The sequence below is a fragment of the Paraburkholderia sp. BGA-UO-ETr-F21 genome (genome assembly GCF_059567925.1).
Map to the genome: position 1 here is coordinate 874,792 of NZ_JCAQOY010000037.1, position 26,234 is coordinate 901,025.

The 26,234-nt window shown below is 62.8% G+C and carries 26 protein-coding genes and 1 pseudogene; 17 read left to right on the forward strand and 10 right to left on the reverse strand.

Features of this window, described 5'->3' with window-relative positions; genetic code table 11:
• Positions 1-7 precede the first annotated feature (7 nt).
• Positions 8-988 carry an aldo/keto reductase gene (locus AC57B1_RS27575; protein ID WP_408182854.1) on the reverse strand — a complete coding sequence of 327 codons (981 nt, stop codon included), beginning with the start codon at positions 986-988 and terminating at the stop codon, positions 8-10.
• 261 nt (positions 989-1,249) lie between these two features.
• On the opposite strand from AC57B1_RS27575, the gene AC57B1_RS27580 reads away from it, so the two are divergent.
• A complete protein-coding gene (locus AC57B1_RS27580) occupies positions 1,250-2,323 on the forward strand; it encodes a purine-nucleoside phosphorylase (protein WP_496419250.1) in 1,074 nt (357 codons plus the stop codon).
• 221 nt (positions 2,324-2,544) lie between these two features.
• On the opposite strand, the gene AC57B1_RS27585 is transcribed toward AC57B1_RS27580, so the two are convergent.
• Both AC57B1_RS27585 and AC57B1_RS27590 read right to left on the reverse strand, forming a co-directional pair.
• Positions 2,545-2,853, reverse strand: coding sequence for a DUF4148 domain-containing protein (locus tag AC57B1_RS27585; RefSeq protein WP_408342536.1), 309 nt, complete (start codon positions 2,851-2,853; stop codon positions 2,545-2,547).
• 235 nt (positions 2,854-3,088) lie between these two features.
• Positions 3,089-4,093 carry a LysR family transcriptional regulator gene (locus tag AC57B1_RS27590; RefSeq protein WP_408342538.1) on the reverse strand — a complete coding sequence of 335 codons (1,005 nt, stop codon included), beginning with the start codon at positions 4,091-4,093 and terminating at the stop codon, positions 3,089-3,091.
• Between the two features lie 183 nt (positions 4,094-4,276).
• Here AC57B1_RS27590 and AC57B1_RS27595 point away from each other — a divergent pair, with 183 nt between their 5' ends.
• The 10 genes from AC57B1_RS27595 to AC57B1_RS27640 all read left to right on the forward strand — a co-directional run bounded on the left by AC57B1_RS27595 (position 4,277) and on the right by AC57B1_RS27640 (position 17,288).
• Positions 4,277-5,131, forward strand: coding sequence for an alpha/beta hydrolase (locus tag AC57B1_RS27595; RefSeq protein ID WP_091809182.1), 855 nt, complete (start codon positions 4,277-4,279; stop codon positions 5,129-5,131).
• Positions 5,132-5,186: 55 nt separating this feature from the next.
• Complete coding sequence (locus AC57B1_RS27600; RefSeq protein ID WP_408342540.1) at positions 5,187-6,443, forward strand: efflux RND transporter periplasmic adaptor subunit; 1,257 nt, start codon at positions 5,187-5,189, stop codon at positions 6,441-6,443.
• 56 nt (positions 6,444-6,499) lie between these two features.
• Positions 6,500-9,685: an efflux RND transporter permease subunit gene (locus AC57B1_RS27605; RefSeq protein WP_408182842.1), complete on the forward strand. Its 3,186-nt coding sequence runs from the start codon at positions 6,500-6,502 to the stop codon at positions 9,683-9,685.
• Between the two features lie 13 nt (positions 9,686-9,698).
• Positions 9,699-11,306: an efflux transporter outer membrane subunit gene (locus AC57B1_RS27610; protein WP_408342542.1), complete on the forward strand. Its 1,608-nt coding sequence runs from the start codon at positions 9,699-9,701 to the stop codon at positions 11,304-11,306.
• Positions 11,307-11,689: 383 nt separating this feature from the next.
• Positions 11,690-12,529: a MetQ/NlpA family ABC transporter substrate-binding protein gene (locus tag AC57B1_RS27615; protein ID WP_496419251.1), complete on the forward strand. Its 840-nt coding sequence runs from the start codon at positions 11,690-11,692 to the stop codon at positions 12,527-12,529.
• A gap of 11 nt (positions 12,530-12,540) precedes the next feature.
• A complete protein-coding gene (locus tag AC57B1_RS27620; RefSeq protein WP_496419252.1) occupies positions 12,541-12,690 on the forward strand; it encodes a hypothetical protein in 150 nt (49 codons plus the stop codon).
• Between the two features lie 13 nt (positions 12,691-12,703).
• A complete protein-coding gene (locus tag AC57B1_RS27625; protein ID WP_496419253.1) occupies positions 12,704-13,864 on the forward strand; it encodes a methionine ABC transporter ATP-binding protein in 1,161 nt (386 codons plus the stop codon).
• On the forward strand, positions 13,857-14,513 hold the full coding sequence (locus AC57B1_RS27630; protein ID WP_408342550.1) for a methionine ABC transporter permease: 657 nt from the start codon (positions 13,857-13,859) through the stop codon (positions 14,511-14,513). The genes AC57B1_RS27625 and AC57B1_RS27630 overlap by 8 nt, the downstream gene beginning before the upstream one ends.
• A gap of 183 nt (positions 14,514-14,696) precedes the next feature.
• A complete protein-coding gene (locus tag AC57B1_RS27635) occupies positions 14,697-15,899 on the forward strand; it encodes an acyl-CoA dehydrogenase family protein (protein WP_496419254.1) in 1,203 nt (400 codons plus the stop codon).
• Positions 15,900-15,959: 60 nt separating this feature from the next.
• Entirely contained in the window at positions 15,960-17,288 is a 1,329-nt protein-coding gene (locus AC57B1_RS27640) for an Nramp family divalent metal transporter (protein ID WP_408182828.1), read from the forward strand.
• Positions 17,289-17,413: 125 nt separating this feature from the next.
• Here the strand turns inward: AC57B1_RS27640 and flhC are convergent, their stop codons facing one another.
• The 6 genes from flhC to AC57B1_RS27670 all read right to left on the reverse strand — a co-directional run bounded on the left by flhC (position 17,414) and on the right by AC57B1_RS27670 (position 21,299).
• Positions 17,414-17,989, reverse strand: a complete 576-nt coding sequence (gene flhC / locus AC57B1_RS27645) for a flagellar transcriptional regulator FlhC (protein ID WP_091807302.1) — start codon at positions 17,987-17,989, stop codon at positions 17,414-17,416.
• A gap of 14 nt (positions 17,990-18,003) precedes the next feature.
• Positions 18,004-18,324, reverse strand: coding sequence for a flagellar transcriptional regulator FlhD (gene flhD, locus AC57B1_RS27650; protein WP_028194930.1), 321 nt, complete (start codon positions 18,322-18,324; stop codon positions 18,004-18,006).
• A gap of 641 nt (positions 18,325-18,965) precedes the next feature.
• Positions 18,966-19,496: a GNAT family N-acetyltransferase gene (locus AC57B1_RS27655; protein ID WP_496419255.1), complete on the reverse strand. Its 531-nt coding sequence runs from the start codon at positions 19,494-19,496 to the stop codon at positions 18,966-18,968.
• Positions 19,497-19,574: 78 nt separating this feature from the next.
• Complete coding sequence (locus AC57B1_RS27660) at positions 19,575-20,441, reverse strand: helix-turn-helix domain-containing protein (RefSeq protein ID WP_496419256.1); 867 nt, start codon at positions 20,439-20,441, stop codon at positions 19,575-19,577.
• Between the two features lie 187 nt (positions 20,442-20,628).
• The gene (locus AC57B1_RS27665; RefSeq protein ID WP_496419257.1) at positions 20,629-20,931 is read right to left on the reverse strand and encodes an addiction module antidote protein; all 303 of its coding nucleotides are present in this window, start codon (positions 20,929-20,931) and stop codon (positions 20,629-20,631) included.
• Positions 20,928-21,299 (reverse strand): type II toxin-antitoxin system RelE/ParE family toxin, encoded by a 372-nt coding sequence (locus tag AC57B1_RS27670; RefSeq protein WP_496419258.1) that lies wholly within the window; start codon positions 21,297-21,299, stop codon positions 20,928-20,930. Before AC57B1_RS27670 ends, AC57B1_RS27665 begins: the two co-directional genes overlap by 4 nt.
• Positions 21,300-21,590: 291 nt before the next feature.
• Here AC57B1_RS27670 and AC57B1_RS27675 point away from each other — a divergent pair, with 291 nt between their 5' ends.
• The 6 genes and pseudogenes from AC57B1_RS27675 (at position 21,591) to AC57B1_RS27700 (ending at position 24,561) form a co-directional block, all read left to right on the forward strand.
• The gene (locus AC57B1_RS27675) at positions 21,591-21,959 is read left to right on the forward strand and encodes a nuclear transport factor 2 family protein (protein ID WP_408342560.1); all 369 of its coding nucleotides are present in this window, start codon (positions 21,591-21,593) and stop codon (positions 21,957-21,959) included.
• Between the two features lie 25 nt (positions 21,960-21,984).
• Positions 21,985-22,215, forward strand: a pseudogene (locus tag AC57B1_RS27680) (hypothetical protein); the annotation flags it as partial.
• 292 nt (positions 22,216-22,507) lie between these two features.
• The gene (locus AC57B1_RS27685; RefSeq protein WP_091807314.1) at positions 22,508-22,972 is read left to right on the forward strand and encodes an RbsD/FucU family protein; all 465 of its coding nucleotides are present in this window, start codon (positions 22,508-22,510) and stop codon (positions 22,970-22,972) included.
• Positions 22,973-23,136: 164 nt separating this feature from the next.
• Positions 23,137-23,544, forward strand: a complete 408-nt coding sequence (locus AC57B1_RS27690) for a VOC family protein (protein WP_496419259.1) — start codon at positions 23,137-23,139, stop codon at positions 23,542-23,544.
• Between the two features lie 222 nt (positions 23,545-23,766).
• Positions 23,767-24,225, forward strand: a complete 459-nt coding sequence (locus AC57B1_RS27695; protein WP_408295758.1) for a DoxX family protein — start codon at positions 23,767-23,769, stop codon at positions 24,223-24,225.
• Between the two features lie 63 nt (positions 24,226-24,288).
• Complete coding sequence (locus AC57B1_RS27700) at positions 24,289-24,561, forward strand: hypothetical protein (protein WP_408182811.1); 273 nt, start codon at positions 24,289-24,291, stop codon at positions 24,559-24,561.
• A gap of 149 nt (positions 24,562-24,710) precedes the next feature.
• On the opposite strand, the gene AC57B1_RS27705 is transcribed toward AC57B1_RS27700, so the two are convergent.
• Positions 24,711-26,204 carry an MFS transporter gene (locus AC57B1_RS27705; RefSeq protein ID WP_496419337.1) on the reverse strand — a complete coding sequence of 498 codons (1,494 nt, stop codon included), beginning with the start codon at positions 26,202-26,204 and terminating at the stop codon, positions 24,711-24,713.
• Positions 26,205-26,234: the final 30 nt, after the last annotated feature.

Below are 26,234 nucleotides of genomic sequence, written 5' to 3' on the forward strand. Positions count from 1 at the left end.
GCGCCGCTTACTTGAACCCGGTCACCGCGTGCGGCACGTACAGCTCCTCGAGGCGGCCGATTTCCTCCGCGCTCAGATTCAACGAGAGCGCGGCCACCGCATCGTCGAGATGATGCAGTTTGGTTGCGCCGACGATCGGCGCGGTGATCGGCTTTTTCTGCAACACCCACGCTAGCGCGACTTGCGCGCGCGGCACGCCGCGCTCGTTGGCGATCTGGCTGACCCGTTCGACAATCCGCCGATCCGCGTCCTCCGTGTGCGCATAGAGCGTACGGCCGAATTCATCCGTTTCGGAGCGCGCGCTTTCCGTGTTCCAGTCACGCGTCAGGCGGCCGCGCGCGAGCGGGCTCCACGGAATCACACCGATCCCCTCGCTCTCGCATAGCGGCAACATTTCGCGCTCTTCCTCGCGGTAGAGCAGATTCACGTAGTTCTGCATCGTCACGAAGCGCGTCCAGCCGTTGCGCTCGGCCACGTGCAGCGCCTTCGCGAACTGCCACGCATACATGGACGATGCGCCGATATAGCGCGCCTTGCCGGCCTTCACGACATCGTGCAGCGCTTCCATGGTTTCTTCGATCGGCGTGCCGTAGTCCCACCGATGGATCTGGTACAGGTCCACGTAATCCGTGCCGAGGCGCCTGAGGCTGTTATCGATTTCCGCCATGATGGCCTTGCGCGACAGGCCCGCGCCGTTCGGGCCCGGATGCATGCGGCTATTCACCTTGGTGGCGAGCACGATCTCGTCGCGCTTCGCAAAGTCCTTCAGCGCGCGGCCGACGATTTCCTCGCTCGTGCCGTCGGAATAAACATTCGCGGTATCGAAGAAATTGATGCCGTGATCGAGCGCCTGCTTGATGAAGGGCCGCGCGGCCTCATCGTCGAGCGACCAGGGATGAGTGCCGCGAGACGGCACACCATAGCTCATGCAGCCGAGACAAAGACGCGATACATCGAGGCCGGTACGGCCGAGTTTCACATAATCCATCGTGGTGCTCCTGCTGTTAACTGCACAAACGCGGTGCGCGCCCGAGTGAGTTGCCCTCGGGCGCGCTGCGGACGCTCGATTATAGGAAAACGGCGAAAAGCGCGTGCGGAGCCGATTCGCATAGCTGCGCGGCGGCGTGCGGAAACGTGAACCGATAGTGCATCGTGTAGTGGAAAATAATTTCTTCGCACCTATACTTCTTTCGGCTTGAAAGCAGCACTCTCTCCCAACCTGCATCACAAGCAAAAAAGGAAGATCACGATGCTGACTCGTTCACTCGGCGCTAGTGCCGCCATTACACTCGCGGCATGTGCGGCCTTTTCGTCCGGACCGGCCAGTGCGGACGACAACGACGGTTTCTCGCATGACGATGGCGGCTCGCGAGGGCGGCCCGTCAAGGTGATGATCATTTCGATGTTCGGGCCGGAAGGGCAGGTGTGGCTCGACAACCTCGGGCCCTGGCGCGACATCGCCGTGGACGGTTTGTCGCCCGATTACCCGACGGTCCATTGCAACAAGCAGGACGTGTGCGTGATGACCACCGGCATGGGGCACAGCAACGCTGCTGCGTCGATCATGGCGCTGACGTTCTCGCCACGTTTCGATTTGCGGCATACCTACTTCATGGTGGCCGGTATTGCGGGGATCGATCCGCAGCAGGGAACGGTCGGATCCGCAGCTTGGGCGAAGTATCTGGTCGACTTTGGGATTCAGTGGGAGATAGACGGGCGTGAAATTCCGCCTGGCTGGACGACGGGCTACCTCGGCATCAATACCACGAGTCCTACCGCCAAGCCGCCGCTCGACTACCGCACTGAAGTATTCCAGTTGAACACCCGGCTCGCGGATACGGCGTTCGCCCTGTCGCGTAGCGTGACGTTGTCCGATAACGTGCAGGCTCAGGCCGCGCGGGCCAAGTATTCGTATGCGCCCGCCAATCGGCCGCCCACTGTGATTCAGTGCGACACGCTGGCAGGCGATACCTGGTGGTCAGGCACGCTGCTCGGGCAGCGCGCGCGCGACTGGACCAAGATCCTGACCGATGGCAAGGGTGTCTACTGCACGACGCAGCAGGAGGATAACGCCACTTACGAGGCGCTCAAACGCGCGGCCTCGGTCCATAAGGTGGATTTGAATCGCGTCGCCGTGCTGCGGGCCAGCTCCGATTTCGACCGCCCGTACGATGGACAGACGAGCGCGGACAACCTGCTGAACTACGCTGCGCAAGGCGGCTTTACGATCGCTATCCAGAACCTGTTCCTCTCGGGCAATCCGCTCGTACAGGATATCGCCACCCATTGGGGCGAGTGGCGCGACGGCGTGCCCAAGCGCTAGGCGTCTTCAAATGCGTGTGTACCCGCGGACAGGATCCGCGGGTACGTGCCGCTACTTTCGACACTTAGTGCTGCGGCGCGCGGTACGGCGTCCACACTGGCGTGTCAGTATCCCAATGGTCGAGTTCAGAGGGGGTCATGATGTGCTCCTTTTTGAAGAGTGCATGAAAGCGCCGCAATGACTATTTCTTTTGGAAACCGAATCATTGCAACAGGTTCGTTTTACTGTCCGTCGGCCACGCGCGTGACGTCGCCGTTGCTGCCTTCCTGCAATGCGATCCGTGCAGCCTGCGTCTGACCGATCAAGCCTTTGTTCGGATACGTCGTGCGATTCAGTGCGGGCAGAGAACCATCGCGATAGGCCGCGACGAGTTCGGCCTTCACTTCTTCACGCGTTTTCGCGCTGGTGGTCGGCGTGGGTTGTGTTTCATAAGTGCCGGCGCGGCCAATGCCGCCGCTGCTGCTTTGGGCAAACACCGAAGCGCTCGCGAGCAGCGAAAGAGCCAGGCCTGCCAAGAGATTGCGTTTCATGATTCACTCCTGTCGATTCGTTTGCAGCACGAGCGGCGCTGCGACAGGGTGAAATGTAGACTTTGAGGCAGGGCGGATAAATCGCACTTTCGCGAAATGAATTGTCGTGTTTCCAGAACAATCGCGAAAACGCTGCGTTAAACCGTAGTAATTACGGTGCTGGATAAGCAAACCGCGGCATTAGAGCCGCGGTTGGAATTCACTGTTTCAGAATCTGTACTTCAAGCCGAGTCGATCACGCGACCCATTCCGTTATCACCGGCGTGTCGAGACTCGGTGCCGACTCGCGTTCTTCGAACGTGCGCATCGTGCAGGTTGCGTCGAGACTGCCGCGTCCGCTCAGCAATGGACAACGGTCGAACAACTCCGCGATCCAGTCTACGAAAACGCGGACTTTAGGCGACAGATGCCGGCTGTGCGGATAGACTGCGGAAATCGGCATCGGCAAAGGTTTCAGCTCCGGCAGGACTTCCACCAGTTGGCCCGAACGCAGATGCGGCAGCACCATGAAGAGCGCAGGTTGAATCAGGCCGAAGCCTTCCAACCCGCACGTCACGTAGGCATCGGCGTCGTTCACCGACACGATGCTCTTCATTTTCACTTCGACTTCTTTGCCGTCAACCATGAAGGCCCAATCGAGCGTACGCCCCGTGCGGCTCGAAAAGTAATTGACTGCTTTGTGATTCTCCAGGTCTTCGAGCGAACTGGGCATGCCTGCGCGCTCGATGTAATCGGGGGCCGCGCAGGTCACGCCCTCGAACAAACCGATACGGCGCGCCACTAGCGAGGAATCCTGTAGCGCGCCAACCCGCACCACGCAGTCCACGCCTTCCTGCAACAGATCCACCGGCCGGTCCGTCAGGCCGAGTTGCAGGTCAATGTCCGGATAGCGCGTGTGGAATTCACACAGCGAAGGAATCACCAGCAAGCGGCCAATCGAGCCCGGCATGTCGATGCGCAGCTTGCCGTGCGGCTTTTTATTGCCGCTTTGAAAACTGGCCTCGGTTTCTTCAACGTCCGCAAGGATGCGCACGCAGCGTTCGTAGTACGCCGCGCCGTCCGGCGTGAGCGACAGGCGCCGCGTGGTCCGATGCATCAGACGCGTGCCGAGGAACGCTTCGAGGTTCTGAATAATCGTGGTAACCGATGCGCGCGGCAGGTCGAGCGTTTCCGCTGCGCGGGTAAAGCTGTTGGTGTCGACAACACGTGTGAACACTTGCATGGCCTGAAGCCGGTCCATTGCAGACCTCCAATAGGGGCGGGCGCACCGAGCAGGAATGGACTCCACCGCGAATCCGCAGACAATCGCATTCGATTGTTCAGGGGCGCCGAATTGTGTTGCCGGATTATAGGCATTTATTTACGAGTCTGCTGAACCCACAATTCGCACCATTGAAGTTCTATGCGCATTGCGCGGCTCGACATGGAAGCATTTAAACCGCCGTACTCCTTCGTGCCCACCGGCAGCGAGCCGGCAGAGGCCGACAGCACGGCACTGGAAGTCACTGACGTGCAGATCGAAGGACACGCGCAGGACATCACGTTACGCCTGTACCGGCAGGCAAAAAAAACCGCATTGCCGGTACTGCTTTATTTCCACGGTGGTGGATTTACGAAGGGATCGATCGAACAGGCCGATTACGCCTCGCGTTATTTCGCAGAACACTTACCGGCTCTCGTCGTGTCGGTGGGCTACTCGCTCGCGCCGCAGTTTCCGTTTCCGGCCGCGCCTGAAGACGCGCACCGCGCGGCGCTGTGGGTGCAAACGCGAGCGCGTGCATTCGGCGGCAACAGCAAGAAGGTGGGTGTGGCCGGTCACGATGCGGGCGGCCAGCTGGCCAATTGCCTCGCCTTTATTGCGCGCGATCGTGGCGACGTGCGCATTTCGGCGCAGGCGCTGTTCGGGCCGATGCTCGATCCGAGCCTCACGCGCCTGGGTGACGAAAAGCGCCTCGGTTCGGACATTACCGCGAAAGAGTGCGCGGCGTGTTATCGCGCGTATCTGCCGCAAGCGTCGCAGCGCATGCATCCGTATGCCGCGCCGCTCGAATCGTCGCGCCTCGCGGGGCTGCCCGCCACGCTGATCGCGACGGCGCAAAACGACGTGCTGCACGTGGAAGCGGAGAAATACGCCAGCAGTCTGATCGACGCCGGAGTGCTGACCCAGGTGGTCCGCTATCCGAGTGTGTCGCATGCCGCGTTGGCCGATCATCCGCCCGCCTTGCAGGAAGCGGTGCGATTTTTTCAGTGGCGTTTCGACGCGCGCGCCCATCGATAGAACAGAAACAAGCGGAAACAAGTAGAACTTTGATCAACGATACCGGGAGCTTCACATGACTATCCTTCCTCTTTCCCGTCGCCGTGTGGCGATTGCCGCACTCGTCGTCATCGCCGTGGCCGGGCTGGGCACGTTCGGCGCAATCCGCGTGGATGCGAGCTCGCCCGCCGCGCCGACCATCGTGCCGGAAGTCGATGTCGCCACCGTCGTGCAGAAAACCATCACCGATTGGCAAAGCTATTCGGGCCGTCTCGAAGCCGTCGAGAAAGTGGACGTGCGATCGCAGGTGCCGGGCACCATCGTGTCCGTCAACTTCAAGGACGGCGCGCTCGTGAAGAAAGGCGACACGCTGTTCGTGATCGACCCGCGTCCGTATGCCGCCGAAGTGGATCGCGCCGAAGCGCAGCTTGCCGCCGCGCAGGCACGCACGGGCTACACCCAAAGCGACTGGGAGCGCGCGCAACGCCTGATCGCCGACAATGCGATCGCCAAGCGCGACTACGACGAGAAGCAGAACGCCGCGCGTGAAGCGAGCGCGAACCTGAAGGCCGCGCAAGCCGCGCTCGAAACCGCCCGCATCAATCTCGGCTACACGAAGATCGTCGCGCCGGTGTCGGGCCGCGTCTCGCGCGCGGAGATCACGGTGGGCAACGTGATTTCGGCGGGCGCCAGCGCGGCGCCGCTTACCACGCTGGTGTCGGTTTCGCCGATCTACGCATCGTTCGACGCGGACGAACAGACCTATCTGCAATACCTGAGCCGCGCCAAAGACGGCAGCAAGGTGCCGGTGGAACTCGGTCTCGCGGACGAGAGCGGCTACTCGCGCAGCGGCGTGATCGAGTCGGTGGACAACCGGCTCGACACCTCGTCGGGCACGATCCGCGTGCGCGCGCGTTTCGATAACCAGGATGGTGCGCTGATTCCCGGTCTGTATGCGCGCGTGAAGGTCGGCGGCAGCGAGCCGCACCCCGCGCTGTTGATCGACGACGCCGCGGTGGGCACCGATCAGGACAAGAAATTCGTGCTGGTGGTGGACGCGGGCAATCACGTCGTCTATCGCGAGATCGCGGTGGGCGGCATGCAGGGCAATCTGCGCGTGGTCAAGGGCGGCCTGAAAGCCACCGACCGGATCGTCGTGAACGGCATCCAGCGCGTGCGTCCCGGCGATGCGGTGCGCGCCCATATGGTGCCCATGACGGCCGATCAGGATCCGAACAGCGCGCCGCTTGCACAGACGCAATCGCAGCCGCAGGCGCAAGCGCAGCCACAGGCGCAAGCGCAGACGCGCACCAAAGCGGACAAGAACTCGTGAGCCTCGCGCGCCGTGGCCTGACTGCGCGGCGCATGCTCCAACGTTAAGAGCTTCCAATGAACATATCCAAATTCTTCATCGATCGGCCGATCTTTGCCGGCGTGCTATCGGTATTGATCCTGCTGGCGGGCGTGATTTCGCTCTTCAAGCTGCCGATCTCGGAGTATCCGGAAGTCGTGCCGCCTTCGGTGGTGGTGCACGCGCAGTATCCGGGTGCGAATCCGAAGGTGATCGCCGAGGCGGTCGCCTCGCCGCTCGAAGAGCAGATCAACGGCGTCGAGAACATGCTGTACATGCAGTCGCAAGCGAATAGCGACGGCAATCTCACGCTCACGGTGACCTTCAAGCTCGGCACCAATCCGGACCTCGCGACGCAGCTCGTGCAGAACCGCGTCAACCAGGCGCTGCCGCGTCTGCCGGAAGACGTGCAGCGTCTCGGCGTCACGACGATCAAGAGCTCGCCCACGCTGACCATGGTGGTCCACCTGATCTCGCCGAACAATCGCTACGACATGACGTATCTGCGCAATTACGCGCTGTTGAACGTCAAGGACCGGCTCGCGCGGATTCAGGGTGTCGGCGAAGTGCAGTTGTGGGGTTCGGGCGACTACGCGATGCGGGTGTGGCTCGATCCGCAGAAAGTGGCGCAACGCGGTTTGACGGCGACCGAAGTGGTCAACGCGATCCGTGAGCAGAACATCCAGGTGGCGGCCGGTGTGATCGGCGCATCGCCTTCGGTGCCGGGCACGCAGTTGCAGTTGTCGGTGAATGCGCGCGGCCGTCTGAAGACCGAGGGTGAATTCGGCGACATCATTGTCAAGACTACGCCGGACGGCGGCGTGACCTACCTGAAGGATATCGCGCGAATCGAACTCGCGGCTTCGGAATACGGCCTGCGTTCGCTGCTCGACAACAAGCCGGCGGTGGCGCTCGCCATCAACCAGGCGCCGGGCGCGAACTCGCTCGCGATTTCCGATCAGGTGCGCTCCGCGATGAAGGAACTCGCGGAAGACATGCCGGCGGGCGTCGAATACAAGATCGTCTACGACCCGACGCAATTCGTGCGTTCGAGTATCGAGGCGGTCGTGCATACGCTGCTCGAAGCGATTGCGCTGGTGGTGATCGTCGTGATCGTGTTCCTGCAGACGTGGCGCGCTTCTATCATTCCGTTGATTGCCGTGCCGGTGTCGATCGTGGGGACGTTCTCGCTGCTGCTCGCGTTCGGTTTCTCGATCAACGCGTTGTCCTTGTTCGGCATGGTGCTCGCCATCGGGATCGTGGTGGACGATGCGATCGTGGTGGTGGAGAACGTCGAGCGGAACATCGAAAACGGGCTGAGTGCGCGCGACGCGACGTACAAGGCGATGCAGGAAGTGAGCGGGCCGATTATCGCCATTGCGCTCACGCTGGTTGCCGTGTTCGTGCCGCTCGCGTTCATGACGGGTTTGACGGGCCAGTTCTACAAACAGTTTGCGATGACCATCGCGATCTCGACGGTGATCTCCGCGTTCAACTCGCTGACCCTCTCGCCGGCGCTGTCCGCAATGCTGTTGCGCAGCCACGGCGCGAAGGAAGACTTCCTGACGCGTGTGATGAATCGTCTGCTGGGCGGTTTCTTCAAGCGTTTCAACAAGGTCTTCCATCGCGGTTCGACCGAGTATGGCCGTGGCGTGACCGGCGTGCTGCGCCGTAAGGGTGCGATGCTCGCGGTGTACGCGATCCTGCTGGGCGCGACCGTGCTGATCTCGCGTGTGGTGCCCGGCGGCTTCGTGCCGGCGCAGGACAAGGAATATCTGATTGCCTTCGCGCAATTGCCGAACGGTGCGTCGCTGGATCGCACGGAGAAAGTGATCCGCGACATGAGCGCGATTGCACTGAAGCAGCCGGGCGTGGAGAGCGCGGTGGCGTTCCCGGGTCTCTCGGTGAACGGCTTCACGAATAGCTCCAGCGCGGGCATCGTGTTCGTCACGCTCAAGCCTTTCAAGGATCGTGGCGACAAAAAGCTCTCGGCCGGTGCGATTGCCGGAGCGCTGAACCAGCAATACGGTGCGATCAAGGATTCGTTCGTCGCGGTGTTCCCGCCGCCACCCGTGCTCGGTCTCGGCACGCTCGGCGGCTTCAAGATGCAGTTGGAGGATCACGGCGCGCTCGGGTACGCGGAGTTGAACAAGGCAGCGGAGGCATTCGTGAAGAAGGCGGCGCAGACGCCTGAACTCGGCCCGACCTTCTCCAGCTATCAGATCAACGTGCCGCAATTGAACGTGGACCTGGATCGCGTGAAGGCCAAGCAACTCGGCGTGCCGGTCACGGACGTGTTCAACACGATGCAGATCTATCTCGGCTCGCTGTATGTGAACGACTTCAACCGTTTCGGCCGCGTGTATCAGGTGCGGGTGCAGGCAGATGCGCCGTTCCGTCAACGCGCCGACGACATCCTGCAACTGAAGACGCGCAATGCCGCGGGCGACATGGTGCCGTTGTCGTCGCTGGTGACGGTAACGCCGACGTTCGGTCCGGAAATGGTGGTGCGCTACAACGGCTACACGGCTGCGGACATCAACGGTGGACCGGCGCCCGGCTTCTCGTCGGGGCAGGCGCAAGCGGCGGCCGAACGCGTGGCGGCAGAAGTCTTGCCGCGTGGTGTGAAGCTGGAGTGGACCGACCTGACGTATCAGCAGATTCTGGCCGGCAATGCAGGCTTGTGGGTGTTCCCGATCAGCGTGCTGCTCGTGTTCCTCGTGCTCGCCGCACTGTATGAAAGCCTGACGCTGCCGCTCGCGGTGATCCTGATCGTGCCGATGAGCGTGCTGTCCGCGCTGACCGGCGTGTGGCTCACGGGAGGCGACAACAACATCTTCACGCAGATCGGGTTGATGGTGCTGGTGGGTTTGTCGGCGAAGAACGCGATTCTGATCGTCGAGTTCGCTCGCGAACTGGAGCACGACGGGCATACGCCGCTGTCCGCGGCGATCGAAGCGAGCCGCTTGCGTCTGCGGCCGATTCTGATGACGTCGATCGCTTTCATCATGGGCGTGGTGCCTCTGGTGTTGTCGAGCGGAGCGGGCTCGGAGATGCGTCACGCGATGGGTATCGCGGTGTTCTTCGGCATGCTCGGCGTCACGCTGTTCGGCTTGATGCTGACCCCTGTGTTCTATGTGGTGCTGCGTACGCTGGCGGGTGGAACGATTCACGTCGCGCAGAAGGATTCGCCGCACTACGGCGCGCCGGTGACGGACGCCTGAGGAGAAAACAATAATGAAACGCTTTGAATCTTTGAGTGGGTGGGGCCGGGCGGCTACCAGCGGTTTGCTGGTCGCGTTGCTCGCCGCCTGCTCCGTGGAACCCACGTACAAGCGGCCGGAAGTGGATACGCCGGTGGCGTTCAAGGAAGCGCCGGCTGCTTCGGCGCCGTCGGCTGCTTCGGGTGCAATATCGGGTGCAGCGGCGCAGGAGAACGGCACGTGGAAGCAGGCCCAGCCCGCGGACGACGCGCATCGCGGCGAATGGTGGACGATTTTCGGCGACGCGCAACTCAATGCGCTCGAAGAGCAGGCGGCCGCCGCCAATCAGGATCTGAAGGCGGCCGCGGCGCGCGTGCAGCAGGCGCGGGCGGTGACGCAGGCGGCGAAGTCCGACTGGTTCCCGAAGCTCGACGCGGGCTTCGGCCCGACCCGCGAGCGTGCCTCCGCGGCATCGCAATTCCAGCCGGATAGCGCGGGCGGCACGAACGGCACGATCTGGCGCGCGCAAGTCGGCGCGTCGTACGAAGCGGATCTGTTCGGGCGGGTCGGCTCAAACGTGAACGCGTCGCGTGCGGACGAGCAGCAAAGCGAGGCGCTGTTCCGTTCCGTGCAACTCTCGTTGCAGGCGGACGTCGCGCAGAACTACTTCCAGTTGCGTGAGCTGGATACGGATCAGGATCTGTACCGCCGTACCGTGGCGCTGCGCGAAGATACGTTGAAACTCGTCGAGCGGCGTTTCAGGGAAGGCGATATCGGCGAGCTGGATGTGTCGCGGGCTCGCAATGAACTCGCGAGTGCGCGAGCGGATGCCGTGGGCGTGGCGCGTCAGCGCGCGGCGTCGGAGCACAGCCTTGCGATTCTGCTCGGCAAGCCGCCGGCGGATTTCTCGTTCGCGGAAGCGCCGCTCGCTCCCGTGACGGTGCGTGTGCCGCCAGGTCTGCCCTCGGCATTGCTTGAACGCCGGCCGGATATTTCGGCGGCGGAACGCGCGATGCAGGCCGCGAATGCGCGAGTCGGTCTTGCCAAATCGGCGTTCTTCCCGAAGCTCGATATCACCGGCGCGGCGGGTTTTGAATCGGCGACGCTCGGCAACCTTTTCATGTGGTCGAGCCGCGCGTTCATTCTCGGGCCGTTTGCGGGCACGGCGTTGACGCTGCCTTTGTTCGACGGCGGCCGCCGCAAGGCGAACCTCGCGCAGGCCCGTTCGAAGTATGACGAGGACGTGGCGCAGTATCGTCAGCAGGTGCTGGTGGCATTCCGTGAGGTCGAAGACAACCTGGCCGATCTGCGCCTGCTCGACGATCAGATGCGCGAGCAGAATGATGCGGTGCAGGCATCGCAACGGGCGGCGCATCTGTCGCGTACGCAGTACACGGAAGGCGCGGTCAGCTACCTGGACGTGATCGACGGCGAACGGCAGGTGCTGATTTCGCAACTGCAGGCGAGCCATTTGTCGGGCACGCAAGCGGTGGCGACGGTTAATCTGATTCGTGCGCTGGGCGGTGGTTGGAGTGGGGACGGGGCGCCCGACACGGCGGTGGGCGCCGTCGCGCCGGCTTCGGCTTCGGTGGCTGCCGCGGCTCCTGTGGCCGCTTCCGTGCAGCAGGTGGCGAAGCGGTAGGGTAGCCGAAGCAGGAGCGAGTGGTAGACGCCGGGTCGCGCGAAAGCGCGGCCCGGTTTTTTTTGCCCAAATCATTTTTCCCGCTTTCCTTTCGAAAATCCCTTCGTAGACCGCCGCATTTCCGCCCTCTATGATGAGCCGCACCTCATCTGGAGAGAGGCGATGACCTGTCTGACCTTTCGCTGTCCGCGCTGAGCGAATGCGCGTCCTGTCGCTGCCACGCGAGGGCTGAGCCGCGCGTCGCGGAATTCAGTTGCCTGATGAGTCCGGCGTGCCGGTTCCTGACCCGAAGCAAGTCCGTAACGCTTTGGCGACCCGGAGGTGCATGCCGGTGGATCGGCTCGCCACGAATCAACACCACGCCCCAATCCCACGAGTTCACCATGCGCATTTTTCTATCCAACGTGCGGCACTTTTTCTACACGCCGGCTATCTCGCTGATCAGCGCTTTCGGTCTGACGCTCGCATTGCAAGCCACGCCTGTTTCAGCGGCCGACACGTCCACGCTGAAAATCGGCACCGCGACCAGCCCGCAAATCGAAGCGCTCAAAATCGCCGCGCACGAAGCCAAAGATCAGGGACTCGACGTGAAGATCATCGAGTTCACCGACTGGAACACGCCGAATGCGGCGCTCGCCAACAAGGATATCGACGTCAACTACTTCCAGCACATTCCGTTTCTGGAGAATGCGAAGAAGCAGGGCGGTTATAACTTTGTCGCCATTGCGCCCGGCACGATCATGAAAATCGGCCTGTATTCGAAGAAGATCAAACGCTTCGACGAACTGAAAGACGGCGCTACGGTTGCGATTGCCAACGATCCGGTCAACGGTGGCCGCGGTCTGTTGCTGCTGCAACGAGCCGGTCTCATCAAGCTGAAGCCGGGCATCGACTATCGCGCGACGACGCTCGACATTACCGACAACCCGAAGCATCTCAAGATAGTCCAGTTGGAAGCGTCGCAACTGGCGCGCTCGCTCGACGACGTCGACCTCGCACAGGGCTACCCGAGCTTCATCAAGCTCGCGGGCACCACCGATCCGAATAGCGCGCTGCTGTTCGACGGCCTCGAAAACAAGAACTACGCGATCCAATGGGTGGTTCGTCCGGAAAGCGTGAACGACCCGCGTATCCGCAAGTTCATTTCGATCTATCAGCATTCGCCTGCGGTGCGCGCCGCGCTCGATAAGGCCTTCGGCAATCTCTACGCCGTCGCTTGGTAACGCGCACCGTCATGCGTGGACCGTTCGAAGACGACGATCCCGCGCCGACGCCGCGCAAGAAGCGGTTCAGCGGCGAGCTTGCCCGGCTGTGCGGCGTGCATGCCGGCGCACAGCCTCGGTGCCCGATGCAAACCGCTGCGCTGGCCATTGCGAAAGCCTGAAAGGAGCTAAATCATGGGCAATCTTTTCGACGCGCCGCAGTTCATCGAAGACGCGCCGTCTCTCGCTGTGCATGCGGGTTCGCCCGCAGCGGCGACGCACCCCGCCGTGATATTCGACAACGTCGGCAAGGTGTTTGCCAACACGCGCGGCGTGCCGACCGCGGCGCTCGCCAACGTCACGTTGAACGTGGCGCGGGGCGAAGTGTTCGGCATTATCGGCCGCAGCGGCGCGGGCAAGTCGACGCTGCTGCGACTCGTCAACGGCCTGGAGAAGCCGAGTTCAGGCGCGGTGCGCGTGAACGGCGTCAGTGTCGGCGAACTCGACGAGCGCGGACTGGTCACGTTGCGCCGACGTATCGGCATGGTGTTCCAGCACTTCCATCTGCTTTCCGCAAAGACGGTACGCGAGAACATTGCGCTGCCGCTGAAAATCGCCGGTGTGCCGAAGGCGGTCATCGAGAAAAAGGTCGATGCATTGCTGGAGCTGGTGGGCCTCTCCGCCAAGCGCGATGCTTATCCTGCGAGCCTGTCGGGTGGTCAGAAGCAGCGAGTCGGCATTGCGCGCGCGCTGGTCACCGACCCGGATATTCTGCTGTGCGATGAAGCCACCTCCGCGCTGGATCCGGAAACGACGCAAGCCATCCTCGCGTTGCTACGCGATATCAATCGGCGCCTGAACCTGACCGTCGTATTGATCACGCATGAAATGCAGGTGATTCGCGAGGTCTGCGATACGGTTGCCGTGATCGAGCGTGGCGAAGTGGTGGAGTCCGGCCCCGTGTGGCGCGTGTTCGGCGATCCGCAACATGACGCGACACGGGCCCTGCTGCGCACCTTGGTGCACGATTTGCCGGCGGATCTCGCCGAACGTGTCAAGCCATTGCACGACATCGCGCAAGCGGATGCGCAGATTCTGCTGGACGTGCGTTTCACCGGCGTCGACGCGCGCGAGCCGGATCTCGGCGGTCTGGCGTCGGCGTTGAGTGCGGACTGCGGGCGTGTGAGTTTCGTGCATGGCGGCATCGACCGGATTCAGGGGCATGCGCAGGGGCGCCTCGTGGTGTCAGCGCACGTGCATGCGAATGCAGACAGCACCGTGCAACAGCAGGTCGCGACGTTGCTCGACCGCGCACGCCGCTATGCGAACCATGTCGAGGTATTGGGCTATGTCTGAGTTGTGGCTTTCCGAACTCGCCGACGCGATTCGCGACACCATCGTCATGGTCGGCGTGTCGGCCTTTATCGCGGCGCTGGTTGGCATTCCGCTGGCACTGGTGCTGGTCACCACGACACGCGGCGGGATCTTCGAGAAGCGGGCGGTGAATAGCACGCTCGGTGCGCTCGTCAATGCGTTCCGCTCCACGCCGTTCATCATTTTGCTGGTCGCCTTGCTGCCGCTCACGCGTTTGCTGATCGGCACGACGATCGGCGTGTGGGCCGCAATCGTGCCGCTCAGCATCGCGGCGATTCCGTTTTTCGCGCGCGTGGCGGAGGTGAGTTTGCGTGAAGTGGATCGCGGTCTGATCGAAGCTGCGCAGGCCATGGGTGCGCAGCGCCGGCACATCATCCGGCATGTGCTCCTGCCTGAGGCGCTGCCGGGCATCCTGGGCGGCTTCACGATAACCGTGGTGGCGATGATCGGTTCGTCGGCGATGGCGGGCGCGGTCGGCGCCGGCGGTCTTGGCGATCTGGCGATTCGCTATGGCTACCAGCGGTTCGATACGACCGTGATGGTGACGGTGATCGTACTGCTGATCGTGATCGTCACGGCGGTGCAGTTCGTCGGCGATCGATTCGTGCGGCGGCTCGCGCAGCGAGCGTGATCGCACATGATCGGTTGATCCGTTCTGTCCCGTTCTGCCTTGCTGCGGCTATTTGCATGAAGAATCGCCGCGCACGTTTCCGTCGTCCGCATCAACAACGCCTATCATGCTAGCTAAAGCATTGAGCGCCGCGGGCGTTCTGCCTGCCACCGCTCGCCGAAAAACTTTTCACGTGGAAATTGCATGAACGATCCTCGTCATGCCGACGCGTTACACACGCCTCAGGCATCCGCTGCGGCGGTGGTGCGCGATCTCGCGAGTTTGCTCGACGCGTTGCACGCCACTGCCGCGCAGCGCGATCTCGACGGCGGCCACGCCGCACAGGAAAAACAATGGATCGCCGACGCGGGGCTGCTCACGCTCGCGGTGCCGCGCGAATTCGGCGGCCTCGGCGCGCGTTGGCCCGACATCTACGAGACGGTTCGCAAGATTGCGCGGGTGGACAGCGCGCTCGCGCATCTGCTGGGCTTTACGTGCTTGCAGGTGGTCAGCGTCAATGTATGGGGCAGTCCCGAACAACGTGCCCGCTATCTGGGCGGCACCGTCGAAAACCGATGGTGGTGGGGCAATGCCGTCAATCCGCTCGATACGCGACTCGTTGCGAGCGCAACCAGCGACGGCGGCTATCTGCTCGATGGCCAGAAGGGCTTTTGCTCCGGCACGCGCGGCTCGCAGATGATGACCGTTTCCGCGCATGATCCGGTCACCGGCACCCCGGTGTTCGGCGTCGTGCCGACCACGCGGGAAGGCATCACCGTTCACGAAGACTGGAATCCGATCGGCCAGCGGCAGACCGACAGCGGCAGCGTGTCCTTCGTGCGCGTCAAGGTCGAACCGGACGAAGTGATGGTGCGGCCCGACACGCCGTACGCCAGTTTGCGCACGCTGATCTCGCAGTTGGTGCTGACCAATCTGTTCGTGGGCATCGCACAGGGCGCGCTCGACGAAGCACGGGCCTACGTCACGCGACACGGCAAGGCGTGGATCTATTCGGGCGTCGACAAAGCGACCGACGATCCCTACCTGATCCAGCGTTTCGGCGAGATGCGCCTGCAAGCGGTGAGCGCCGAAGCGCTGACCACGCGCGCCGCATGGCTGCTCGAAGACGCCTGGCAACAAGGTCCGGCGCTTTCCGCGGAGGCTCGCGCGCAGGTTGCGCTCGCCACCTCGGAGGCAAAGATCGTCGCGCACCGCGCGGCGCTCGACGTCAGCGAGCAACTCTTCGACGCCTGTGGCGCCCGCGCCACGCATGCGCCGCTCGCGCTCGACCGTTTCTGGCGCAACGCCCGCGTGCATACGCTGCATGATCCGCTCGACTATCGCGTGCGCGACGTTGGCCGCTACGCGCTCACCGGCGCGTTGCCGGAGGTTTCTTTGTACACTTGAGGCGGTTCGCGGCGGCCTGTACGATGCGCCGTGGTTTATTCCCTTCAAGAGGCTCCCGGATTGCAGTTCAAACTACCGACCACAGCAACGGCACCGTTTTGCCCATCCGAAGTGCAAGGCTCGGTGGCCGTTTCGCAAGGCGCGCCGTTCTGGAAGAAGATTCTGCAATTCGCGGGGCCCGGCCTGCTGGTCTCGATCGGCTATATGGACCCAGGCAACTGGGCCACCGACATCGAAGCCGGATCGCGCTATGGCTACAGCCTGCTGTTCGTCGTCATGCTGTCGAGTCTTGCGGCGATGGCGCTCCAATGCCTGAGCATGCGTCTTGGCATTGCGACCGGGCGCGACCTCGCCGAGTTGTCGAGAACGCGCTATTCGCCTGCCGTCGCACGTTTTCAGTGGCTGCTCGCTGAACTGTCGATCGTGGCCTGCGATCTGGCCGAAGTGCTTGGCGGCGCGCTTGCTTTCCATCTGCTCTTTAAATGCTCGTTGACCACCGGCGTGCTGCTGACCGCGTTCGATACGCTGATCGTGCTCGGCCTGAAGGGCAAGAATTTCCGCGATCTCGAAGCGATCATGCTCGGCCTCATCGCGACGATCGGCGTCGGCTACATCATCGAGCTCGCGCTGGTGCAGCCGCACTGGCCCTCGGTCGCGCAGGGACTGGTTCCGTCGTGGCAGGCTTTGAGTTCGCGCGAGCCTATGTATCTGGCGATCGGCATTCTCGGCGCGACGGTCATGCCGCATAACCTTTATCTGCATTCGTCGATCGTGCAGACGCGCGCGGTCAAGCGCGATCCAGCCAGCATCAGATCGGCGATCGGTATGTCGCGCATCGATACGATCGTCTCGCTGATGCTCGCGTTGCTGATCAACATGGCGATCCTGATTCTGGCCGCCGCTGCGTTCCATGCCACCGGCCACAATCAGGTCACCGAAATCGAAGATGCCTACAAGCTGCTCGCGCCTATTGTCGGCACGGGTTTCGCGGCGGTGCTGTTCGCCGTGACCTTGCTCGCCTCGGGACAAAGCTCGACCTTTACCGGAACGGTGGCGGGGCAGGTCATTATGGAAGGCTTCCTGAAGCTGAAGATTCCCTGCTGGCAACGGCGCTTCATTACGCGCGCACTCGCTCTGATCCCCGCGCTGATCGGCGTGCAGATGATGGGCAACGGCGCCGTCGGCAAGCTGCTGGTCGCAAGCCAGGTCGTGCTGAGCTTGCAATTGCCGTTCGCGCTTTATCCGCTGATTCGCATGACCAACGACCGTTCGCTGATGGGCGAATTCGCCAACACGTTGCTGACCCGCTGCGTCGCGTGGATGCTGTTCGTGGTGATCAGCGCGGCGAACCTTTGGCTGGTGGTGCAGACGGTGGGCCTCGCCGGATGAGCCGGCCTCGCGCTGCCAGCGCGGCGTGATCGGGGCGAAAAAAAAGTCCGCGGAGGCGGACTTTTTTTCGGGCTTCGGTTCGAGTCGGGCCGGACCAGCCCTCGTCGAGTGAGAGTCGATGCAGCTCAGGCAGCTTGCGCGATCTGCGCTGCATCGAGCGCTTCCTGTTCCTGACGAGCGGCGGCGGCCTTCTTCGTCTTGCCGGCACGCGACGGCGGCTGGCATGCGCCACACACCACGTTGTGCTGCAGATCGTGTTTGTGCGCCACGAACTTGCCGGTGCAACGGCAGCATTTGGTCAATTGCAGAATGTCGGCGTCGAAGAAACGCACCAGCGTCCACGCACGCGTCAAGTCCAGCACCGGTTCGGTCTCGCTGTGCTTGCAATGTTCCAGATACAGCCGATACCCCTTGGTCAGCGCATCCAGATGCGAGCAGCGGGCTTCGTTCTTCAGGAACAGGTACGTGTTGTAGAACAGCGACGCGTGAATGTTCGCCAGCCACGTCATATACCAGTCCGCCGAAAAGGGCAGCATGCCTTTGGGCGGCGATACGCCCTTGACCTCGCGGTACAGGCGGATCATGCGGTCGCGCGAGAGCGTCAATTCACTCTCGAGCACTTGCATGCGCGCGCCGAGTTCGATCAGTGCGATGGCGCGGAATACTTCTTGTGCGTCTTCCGTCAGGCTACGCTTGAGCATGGCAGTCACCCCGGTCAAGCGAACTGTTCAGCAGGCTGGCCTGCAAGCAGGATCGCCGCGTGAGTCGGTGCAACTGCGGCGTGTTTCGTCGTTTGCGTCAAAGCCGACAACATGGAGTGGTCGTTGAAGCGGAAGAAACACAAAAGCTGATCGGAAGCGGCCAGCTTGACGATCTGCGCGAGCGACAGCCCGGCAAGCAAATCAGCCAGTTCCGACGACAGTCCCAGCCGGAACATGCCGACCGGTTTGTCCTCACGCAACATACGTTGCGCGAGCATGATGTAAGACAAGTTGATCTCGCGGATTGAATCCAGCGTCTCGCTGCTACGGTCCATTTTCTCTGTTTCCGAAGCCCCGAATTACGATGTCGGCATTTTTTGCCGTTATGTCTTTTTTGCCTCGCCGGAAACGTTGTCCTCCGGCTACTGTCACCACCTGATACAGACGGCGACCTTTTGATACATGGCGTTACATTTCGTAACAGCTTGGGACGAATTGTATGAAGGGTAAAACAAGAAATCAATCCCTTCTCAAAAAAATATCTCAAAAAGATACATCAATTTTCGGTAACTCTTTCACAGTCGCGTAATACGCGATGCATAGCGAATTTTCCGCTACCCTGGATTTTTGTCTGATCCATGAAAACCCTTGTACGACGGGCTTTTCGCTCTTTCGTCTGAGCAAATAGGCTGGACCCATCACGTACCGGTAATTCCCACTCAAGTCAGAAAGGAAATAGAAAGCGAGGTCGATATAAAGTAATAAATGCCGCTCTTTGGCTACGCTTGGGGGACACAACAGAGGTGTAACAGGTTGGTCGCGCCCCAGTTACAAACGAGGTCGGATTTGTAACTTCTTGTGTAACTTCGATCGGGTGGCGCGGTGGACATGCTCGACTTCGACGCGAAACGCCGGCCGCAGACGTGCTCCTGAACGGCGGGGAAGGTGGCGCGGGCCGCCGCGCCGTTATGGCTTACTAGATAAACAGGGCCATCAGATCGGCGTCGTGGAAGACCCCGTCGACATTCAGCGCTCCGACTTCGCAACCATATTTGCGAAAGCCGAGCGACTCGTAAAGCTTCCTCGCGGCCTCGTTGCGGCTGCCGACTAATAACTGGATTTGCCGCAGGCCGTCCATACGTGAGGCCCGCCTCAGCAACTCCTTCAGCAAAGCGCGCCCGACGCCGCGGCCGGCAGCCTCCGGCGCGACATACATGCCGACCACGGCGGCCTTATGCCGCTGTTTGTCGCTCGGGATCCGGATCAGTCCAACCACGCCGATCAATGGTGTTCCTGCCGATGCGTAAGCGCCGAGCAAGAAGTCACCTTCGGCCGCACGCGAGCCGTCCAGCATTGCACTGTGTTGCGACGGACCTTTGGCGAATGCTTCTTCGTAACTCTGGCCGAACGAATCCGGATGCGCTTTCAGTCCGCGCAGCCGCAGGTGGAAGTAGTCGTCGCGGTCTTCGGGACCAAGTTGGCGTACGAGTACGGCGTTCTCGCTCAAGTGTCTCTCCGTGCGGGGGCGGCGATTGAAAGGCTAAAAGATTCGATATCGAACTGCGACCTGTCTGTCACGGTCAGGCTATGGTTGGCGGGCCGCTTCGGCGCGCTGGCTTTCGCCGAAATCGCGCAATGCCGTAGCGGTTCGCGGGTCGGCCGGAAAGAATGCCTCTATGGCGAGTTCCGAGAGCGTCACGTCCACCGGCGTGCCGAACACGGTGGTCGTGCTGAAAAACGATAGCACGCCGATCGGCGTGCGCAGCCGCAGCGGTACTGCAATCTGGTTGACGGCGGTGTTGTCGTGCTCGGTCGCATCCGCGCCCGGCGGCGCGGGGTACGCCGCCAATTCTTCGCGCAGCGCGCTCAACGTGTCGTCCCCGCTCACGTCGATTTGCCGCTGAAGTCGCGCGAGTATGTGCTCGCGCCATGCATGCCAATTGATGATGGACGCGGCGATACCGTCCGGATGCAGGCTCAGGCGCAGTGCGTTGACCGGCGGCTTCAGCAGTTCCGGACTTGCGCCGTTCAGCAAAGGCGCAAGCGCGCCGTTCGCGGCAACGATGGTCCAGTGCCTGTCGATGGCAAGCGCCGGGTAGGGTTCGTGTCCTTTCAGCACCAACTCGACCGCCTCGCGTGCAGCGGCCAACTGCGGATCCGATAGCGGGCGTTCCCGGAACAGCGGCGCGTAGCCTGCGGCGACCAGCAGTGCATTGCGCGCGCGCAGCGGCACGTCGAGCCGTTCAGCAAGATGCATGACCATTTCCCGGCTCGGCACCGCGCGGCCTGATTCGACGAAGCTCAGATGCCGGGTCGAAATTTCGGCTTCGGCGGCGAGCAGCAACTGGCTCATTCTTCGACGCTGTCGCCATTCGCGCAGCAGGTCGCCGACCGTGCGGCTCGCCGCCGGCAAGTGCGGCGGGACGGGTTGCGCAAGAGAGAGTGTGTTCATGCCACCGATCATAGCCAAACCGCGCTAGCGATCCATTACCTCAGAGGTAATGGAATACCCCGTAACACCGCGGAATACCGCGGAATACCGTCTGCCACGCCTACGAAACTTCGGAAAGAGCCGTGACACCGTAGTAAGCCGCGGCATATCGACGAAATGGCAAAGCCGACAGAGCGGGACACCCGACTCAGGCCGCCGCCACGCCTTCCGGTACCACGTTGAGTTTGACCCCGAGCGCACGCAGCAGTTTGAGCACCGTGTCCATACGCGGTTTGGAGCCGGGTGCGAGCGTCTTGTAGAGGCTTTCGCGGCCAAGTCCGGCATCTGCCGCGACCTTGGTGATGCCGCGCGCTTTGGCGATGTCGGCGATCGCGGCGAGCAGGACGTCGGCGTCGCCTTCTTCGAGCGCTGCGTTGAGATACTCCGCGATCATTTCCTCGCTATCGAGGTAATGCGACGCGTCGAACCGTGCGGTTTTGATTCTGCTCATGACAGTTCCTTTCTGATTGCTGCCCACATTGTTTTGGCGTGCTTGATATCGGCCGGCTGGGTGGATTTGTCGCCACCGCATAGCAGCAGATAGATCATGCCCTTTTCACGCGCGAAGTAGACCCGATAGCCGGGGCCACAATCGATGCGCATCTCGGACACACCTTCTTCAAGCAACTTCACGTCGCCGAAATGCCCGCGTTCCGCACGCCGGATACGCACGAGTATTTTCGCCCTGGCTCTTAAATCGGAGAGCCGTGCAAGCCAGGTGTCGAACTCCTCGGTGCGGTTGAGCGTGTACTCAGGTGGTGAACCGATCTGCCGAGAAGTGTATCCGTGTAGATACGATCTTGCAAGTGTAAAAACCATATTGAAAAAGCGTCCCCGTGCCCGTGTTTGTTGAGTGCGTCACAAGCCGCGCGCCAGCGCCGCGCAGCCCCCATTGCCACACGAGATTAGCGGCTGCCGCCGCGGCTGACGACTCGGCCGGATGGCCAATCCGGCGCTCGACGCGATGCGCTCGCGCCGCAGCGCAAGACTGCTTACCTCTCAGGTAATCGACGCACCGCGCCCCGGCCCTCAAGCTTCAATCCGAGCCCGCCGCACACAACCGTGTCTGCCGAGCGTAGTGCTCAGTCATGCCAATGAAGGAGTCTTGAGATGAATGCGCATACCGATCTGATCAACCGTTATTTCGACGCATGGAACGAAACCGATGGCGCGCGCCGTCGCGAGTTGATCGCCGCGGCATGGAGCGCCGACGCCGACTATTGCGATCCGCTGCTGGCGGGCTCGGGCCACGCAGGCATCGACGCGATGATCCGGGCGGTGCATGAGCGCTTCCCGCATCACACGTTTCGGCGTACAGGCCAGGTTGACGGCTTCGCCAACCGGCTGCGTTTTTCCTGGGAGCTGATCACGCCTTCGGGCGAGGCGGTCGTGAAGGGATCGGACTTCGGTGTGGTCGATCCACAAGGACGCTTGCAAACGGTCACGGGCTTCCTCGATCAGGTGCCGGACGGCGCCTGAGCATCGCTTCTTGACGGAGAAGATCATGGACGAGCCCGCCGTCGCCACGGGTCCACAAACGGCCATCGCGTTCGCGCGCCTGACGGGCGCCGTCGACTCGCTGTCCAGCGCAATCGCCGGCTTTGCGCTGCTCGGCGGAGCGCGCGCGTTCATGTTCATCGCGTTGCTGGGCTGGCGCGAGCCGGTGCTCGGCGGCGCGGGTCTCGTGCTGCTGGCGCTGGTCGGCTGGTTGCGTTGGCAATGCGGTGGCGGCGCGGCCGTGTCCGCCATGCAGAACACGCGCCGCTGCAACCACTCAGCGTGCCGTCGCCGCGAGTCGCCTTCAACGGATGCGCGCAACATTGCTTGCTACAATCGTCCGCTCGAATGCGATTCGAAGCGCTGTCCCGTCTTCGTCGAGCCGAGTGGCTGCCGCTTCGGCCCGATTCGAACACGGGCGTGAGGCGAGTGCTTCGCGCATCCGAAAACCAACGTCCAGATCCTGGCGCCCAGCCGGCGATCGGACCTGACCGGACCAACCGGACCTAACCGGAACACAAGGAGACACCGTGCTGAAGAATCTGGACCCGCTGCTCAACGCCGACATACTGCATGCGCTACGCTCGATGGGCCACGGCGACGAACTCGTCATTTGCGACGCCAATTTCCCGGGCGACTCGGTTGCGCGCGAGAGCGTGCTGGGCAAGGTGCTGCGCCTCGACGGCGTGAACGCGCCGCGGGCGATTCGCGCGGTGCTTTCGGTGATGCCGCTGGACACGTTCATCGAGCACCCCGCGTCGCGCATGGAAGTGGTGGGCGAGCCGCACACGATTCCGTCGGTGCAGCGTGAAGCGCAGATCGAGGTCAATGCCGCGGAAGGGCGCGATGTGCCATTTGCGTCGATCGAGCGGTTTGCGTTTTATGAGCGGGCGCGCAAAGCGTATTGCGTGATCGCCACCGGCGAAGCGCGCGGCTACGGTTGCTTCGTCTTCACGAAGGGCGTTCTGCTCGCCCCGGACGCGCCGCAGTCGTAACCCGGGCCCAAGTGTCGCGGCAAGCGCGGGCGTGAGGTCATGAGCGCCATCAGCCGGCAGCCGTACGCGAACGTCGCGCGGGTGCTGATTTTTCGTCTGGCCGCTGTTGGCGGATCGGCCCGATTCGTCAACAGGCATCGGCTCACATCACGGTAACTGAAGCCATGAGCTTTTCTATAGAAAGTCTCGATCATCTCGTTCTGAACGTGGCCGACGTGGAAGTCAGTGCGGCGTGGTACGCGCGCATGCTCGGCATGCGGCGCCACGAGTTCGAATCGCGCACCGGCACGCGGGTCGCGATGACCTATGGCGATCAGAAGATCAACCTGCGTCCCGTGGTGGCCGACACCGTCGCGTGGTTCACCGGCCGCGAGGCGGTGCCCGGCAGCGCCGATCTGTGTTTCGTCACGACCACGAGCCCGGCCGAGGTCAAGGCGCATTGGCTTGCCCAAGGCGTCGAAATCGAGGCCGGCCCCGTGGAGCGCGACGGCGCGCGCGGCAAGATGACCTCGGTGTATTGCCGCGATCCGGACGGCAATCTGATCGAAGTCGCGACCTATCCTCGAGCATAAGCGCGTCGGCGATTCCGCCCGCGGCAGGCACCGCCAAGGCTACCCTGCGGCCCTCGCGAGCCCCTTTTTCTCGCCCCGCATGCGGCGCGCCGTGTGCCCGCGCATCTTCGCCCGAGCTTGTGAGCTTGGAAAAGGCGGGCAATGCACATATTCTCAGTTGCGATACGGGGAACTGCGGCCTCCCGGCCGGGTCTGCTGCTTATTCATCTACAGGAGCCCCTCATGACGCGTCCCGTCGATTCCGGCGTAATTCTTATCGCGCGTATTGCCCTTGCCGTGCTGTTCCTGTGGGGCGGTGTGATGAAACTGCTGGGCTATGCGGGCTTTGTCGGCTACCTGCATTCGAAGGGTGTGCCGTTCGTGCAGGTCGCCGCGCCGATCGCCGTCGCCGTCGAGGCGCTCGGCGGTCTGTTGCTGATCGTCGGCTTCAAGGTGCGCCCGCTTGCGCTCATCATGGCCGTGTACACGGTGGCGACGGCAGTTCTCGGCCACGATTTCTGGAATGTCACCGACGCCGCCTTGCAGCGCGACATGGTGATCCATTTCTGGAAGAACATCGGCATTGCCGGTGGTTTCCTGCTGCTGTTCGTGACTGGCGCGGGTCGCATCAGCATCGACGGCGCGCGTCCCGGAGGCAATTCTCTCGGCGCTCGCTCGCCGCGCGGCGGGCTTGGTCTTTGAAGCAGCAGTAAGGTAGTCTGTGCGAGTCGCTTTCGATTCCAGCTGTAACCAAGGGAGCAAATAATGATTCAAAGTTTTGAGCAAACCATTGGCGGCAAGGCCACGCAATTGTGCGCGAGTCTCGGTGAAGGGCCCACGCCGCATCGAGTGATTATCAGTCTGGCCGATTCGGCGACAACCCTCGTGATTCTGGACGCATCCGGAATCATCAGCACGATCAAGGCCGAGATCGAGGAGCCGGAGAAACTGATCGCCGACGCCATCGCCAAAGCGCAAAACGAAGGCCTGATCGAGCGCGCAATCGACACCGGCACGATCCAGGAAGCGTCGCTTTAAGTCAGGCGGCGCGGCGTCGGCGGGCAGGGCGTCGCCGGCACTTGCCGCCGGCATCGCGCTAATCGCCAGTGTGAACCCGGACCACCCCCCGCCATGCACGCGCATGGCGGGGGTTATTTTTTGCGCGCCCAATACAGCAGGCGGTACGCTTAGTTCGATTCGCCGACTCTCTCGCGGCCGGCAACGCGAAGCGCGGAGTCCGACGACTGCGGCTGCGGCTGCGGATGCACGAGGCAGCTCAACCCGCCGCCGAGCATCAGCAGGGCGACTGACACGGCGGTCGCCGCCTGCATGCCCGAGACGATTTGCGTAGCGGCCGCGCCGCTCGCCAATGCGCCGAAGGCCGCCACGCCGACCGCGCCGCCGGCCTGCCGCGCCGTATTCAACACGGCGGAAGCCGTACCGGCGCGTTTCGCGTCGGTCGAGGCCAACACGGCGGTGGTCATTGCCGGAACCGCGAGGCCCATGCCCGACGGAATCAGCAGAAACGGCAGCAGCAAGCCGATGAGCGGCGTACCGGCGGCGACGAAATGCAGGAGGCCGTAGCCGAGACCGGCGGTGATCGCGCCCGCGATCATCGGCACCCGTACGCCGAAGCGGCCGACTACCCAGCCGCTTGCCACATTCGACAGCAGAAACCCGCCCGTCAATGGGAGAAAGGCCAGGCCGGCCTGCAACGGCGTATAGCCGCGCACGCGCTGCAAATACAGGCTCAGCACGAACACCATGCCGTAGTAGGTCAGGTTCACGCAGATGCCGAACAGCACCGCCACGCTGAAGGAACGCTTGCGAAAGAGCGAGAGCGGCAGCATTGGCGCCGCGGCGCGCGACTCCACGGCGATGAAGGCGCCTGCAGCGACGAGCGCCAGCACGAAACCGCCGGCGACGAGCGGGTGACCGAGGCCGAGCGGCCGCCATTCGATCACTGCGGCGACGAAGGCGGTCAGCGCGACGATGGCCAGACACTGACCGCTCAGATCGATGCCGCGCGGGCTTGCGTGAGCCGTTGTGCCCGCCGCTAATTGCAGCCCCGGACGACGCACGGCGGTCTCGGGCCGCGGCACCCATAGCAAGGTCGCGAGAAAACCGGCGGCGCAGATCGGCAGATTGACGAGAAAAATGCTGCGCCAGCCGAACGCCGCGATCAGCACGCCGCCGACCACCGGGCCCGCGGCGATCGAAATCGCCCCCGCGGCAGTCCACAGCCCGACCGCGCGAGCCCGGAGCTTGGGATCGTGTCCGTACGACTGATTGAGCAGCGCCAGCGAATTCGGCAGCATGGCGGCGGCGCCGACGCCTTGCAGCGCGCGCGCCGCGACCAGCAGGGCCGCGTCGAGCGCAAGGCCGCAGGCGAGCGACGCGAGTGCGAACAGTACGATTCCGGCGGCGTACAGGCGCCGCGCGCCGAAGCGGTCGCCGAGCGCGCCGGCGGACAGCATCAGCACGGCGAACGCGAGCGTATAGGCATCGACGACCCATTGGAGGCCTGCCACATTCGCATGCAGGTCCGCGCCGATTTTCGGCAGCGCGATGTTGACGATAGTGACGTCGAGTTGCGTGACGACGAAGCCGACGCTGACTGTCGCGAGGACACGGCCGAGGGCCGGCGAATGGGGGAGATGAGCGGAGTTCATGCGATACATCGTAGGGCCGATGCGGCGCATGATGTTTCG

Coding starts and splice junctions, on each gene's coding strand:
- AC57B1_RS27575 (WP_408182854.1), bottom strand. CDS start 988: ATGGATTATGTGAAACTCGGCCGTACCGGCCTCGATGTATCGCGTCTT.
- AC57B1_RS27580 (WP_496419250.1), top strand. CDS start 1,250: ATGCTGACTCGTTCACTCGGCGCTAGTGCCGCCATTACACTCGCGGCA.
- AC57B1_RS27585 (WP_408342536.1), bottom strand. CDS start 2,853: ATGAAACGCAATCTCTTGGCAGGCCTGGCTCTTTCGCTGCTCGCGAGC.
- AC57B1_RS27590 (WP_408342538.1), bottom strand. CDS start 4,093: ATGGACCGGCTTCAGGCCATGCAAGTGTTCACACGTGTTGTCGACACC.
- AC57B1_RS27595 (WP_091809182.1), top strand. CDS start 4,277: ATGGAAGCATTTAAACCGCCGTACTCCTTCGTGCCCACCGGCAGCGAG.
- AC57B1_RS27600 (WP_408342540.1), top strand. CDS start 5,187: ATGACTATCCTTCCTCTTTCCCGTCGCCGTGTGGCGATTGCCGCACTC.
- AC57B1_RS27605 (WP_408182842.1), top strand. CDS start 6,500: ATGAACATATCCAAATTCTTCATCGATCGGCCGATCTTTGCCGGCGTG.
- AC57B1_RS27610 (WP_408342542.1), top strand. CDS start 9,699: ATGAAACGCTTTGAATCTTTGAGTGGGTGGGGCCGGGCGGCTACCAGC.
- AC57B1_RS27615 (WP_496419251.1), top strand. CDS start 11,690: ATGCGCATTTTTCTATCCAACGTGCGGCACTTTTTCTACACGCCGGCT.
- AC57B1_RS27620 (WP_496419252.1), top strand. CDS start 12,541: ATGCGTGGACCGTTCGAAGACGACGATCCCGCGCCGACGCCGCGCAAG.
- AC57B1_RS27625 (WP_496419253.1), top strand. CDS start 12,704: ATGGGCAATCTTTTCGACGCGCCGCAGTTCATCGAAGACGCGCCGTCT.
- AC57B1_RS27630 (WP_408342550.1), top strand. CDS start 13,857: ATGTCTGAGTTGTGGCTTTCCGAACTCGCCGACGCGATTCGCGACACC.
- AC57B1_RS27635 (WP_496419254.1), top strand. CDS start 14,697: ATGAACGATCCTCGTCATGCCGACGCGTTACACACGCCTCAGGCATCC.
- flhC (WP_091807302.1), bottom strand. CDS start 17,989: ATGCTCAAGCGTAGCCTGACGGAAGACGCACAAGAAGTATTCCGCGCC.
- flhD (WP_028194930.1), bottom strand. CDS start 18,324: ATGGACCGTAGCAGCGAGACGCTGGATTCAATCCGCGAGATCAACTTG.
- AC57B1_RS27660 (WP_496419256.1), bottom strand. CDS start 20,441: ATGAACACACTCTCTCTTGCGCAACCCGTCCCGCCGCACTTGCCGGCG.
- AC57B1_RS27665 (WP_496419257.1), bottom strand. CDS start 20,931: ATGAGCAGAATCAAAACCGCACGGTTCGACGCGTCGCATTACCTCGAT.
- AC57B1_RS27670 (WP_496419258.1), bottom strand. CDS start 21,299: ATGGTTTTTACACTTGCAAGATCGTATCTACACGGATACACTTCTCGG.
- AC57B1_RS27675 (WP_408342560.1), top strand. CDS start 21,591: ATGAATGCGCATACCGATCTGATCAACCGTTATTTCGACGCATGGAAC.
- AC57B1_RS27690 (WP_496419259.1), top strand. CDS start 23,137: ATGAGCTTTTCTATAGAAAGTCTCGATCATCTCGTTCTGAACGTGGCC.
- AC57B1_RS27695 (WP_408295758.1), top strand. CDS start 23,767: ATGACGCGTCCCGTCGATTCCGGCGTAATTCTTATCGCGCGTATTGCC.
- AC57B1_RS27700 (WP_408182811.1), top strand. CDS start 24,289: ATGATTCAAAGTTTTGAGCAAACCATTGGCGGCAAGGCCACGCAATTG.
- AC57B1_RS27705 (WP_496419337.1), bottom strand. CDS start 26,204: ATGTATCGCATGAACTCCGCTCATCTCCCCCATTCGCCGGCCCTCGGC.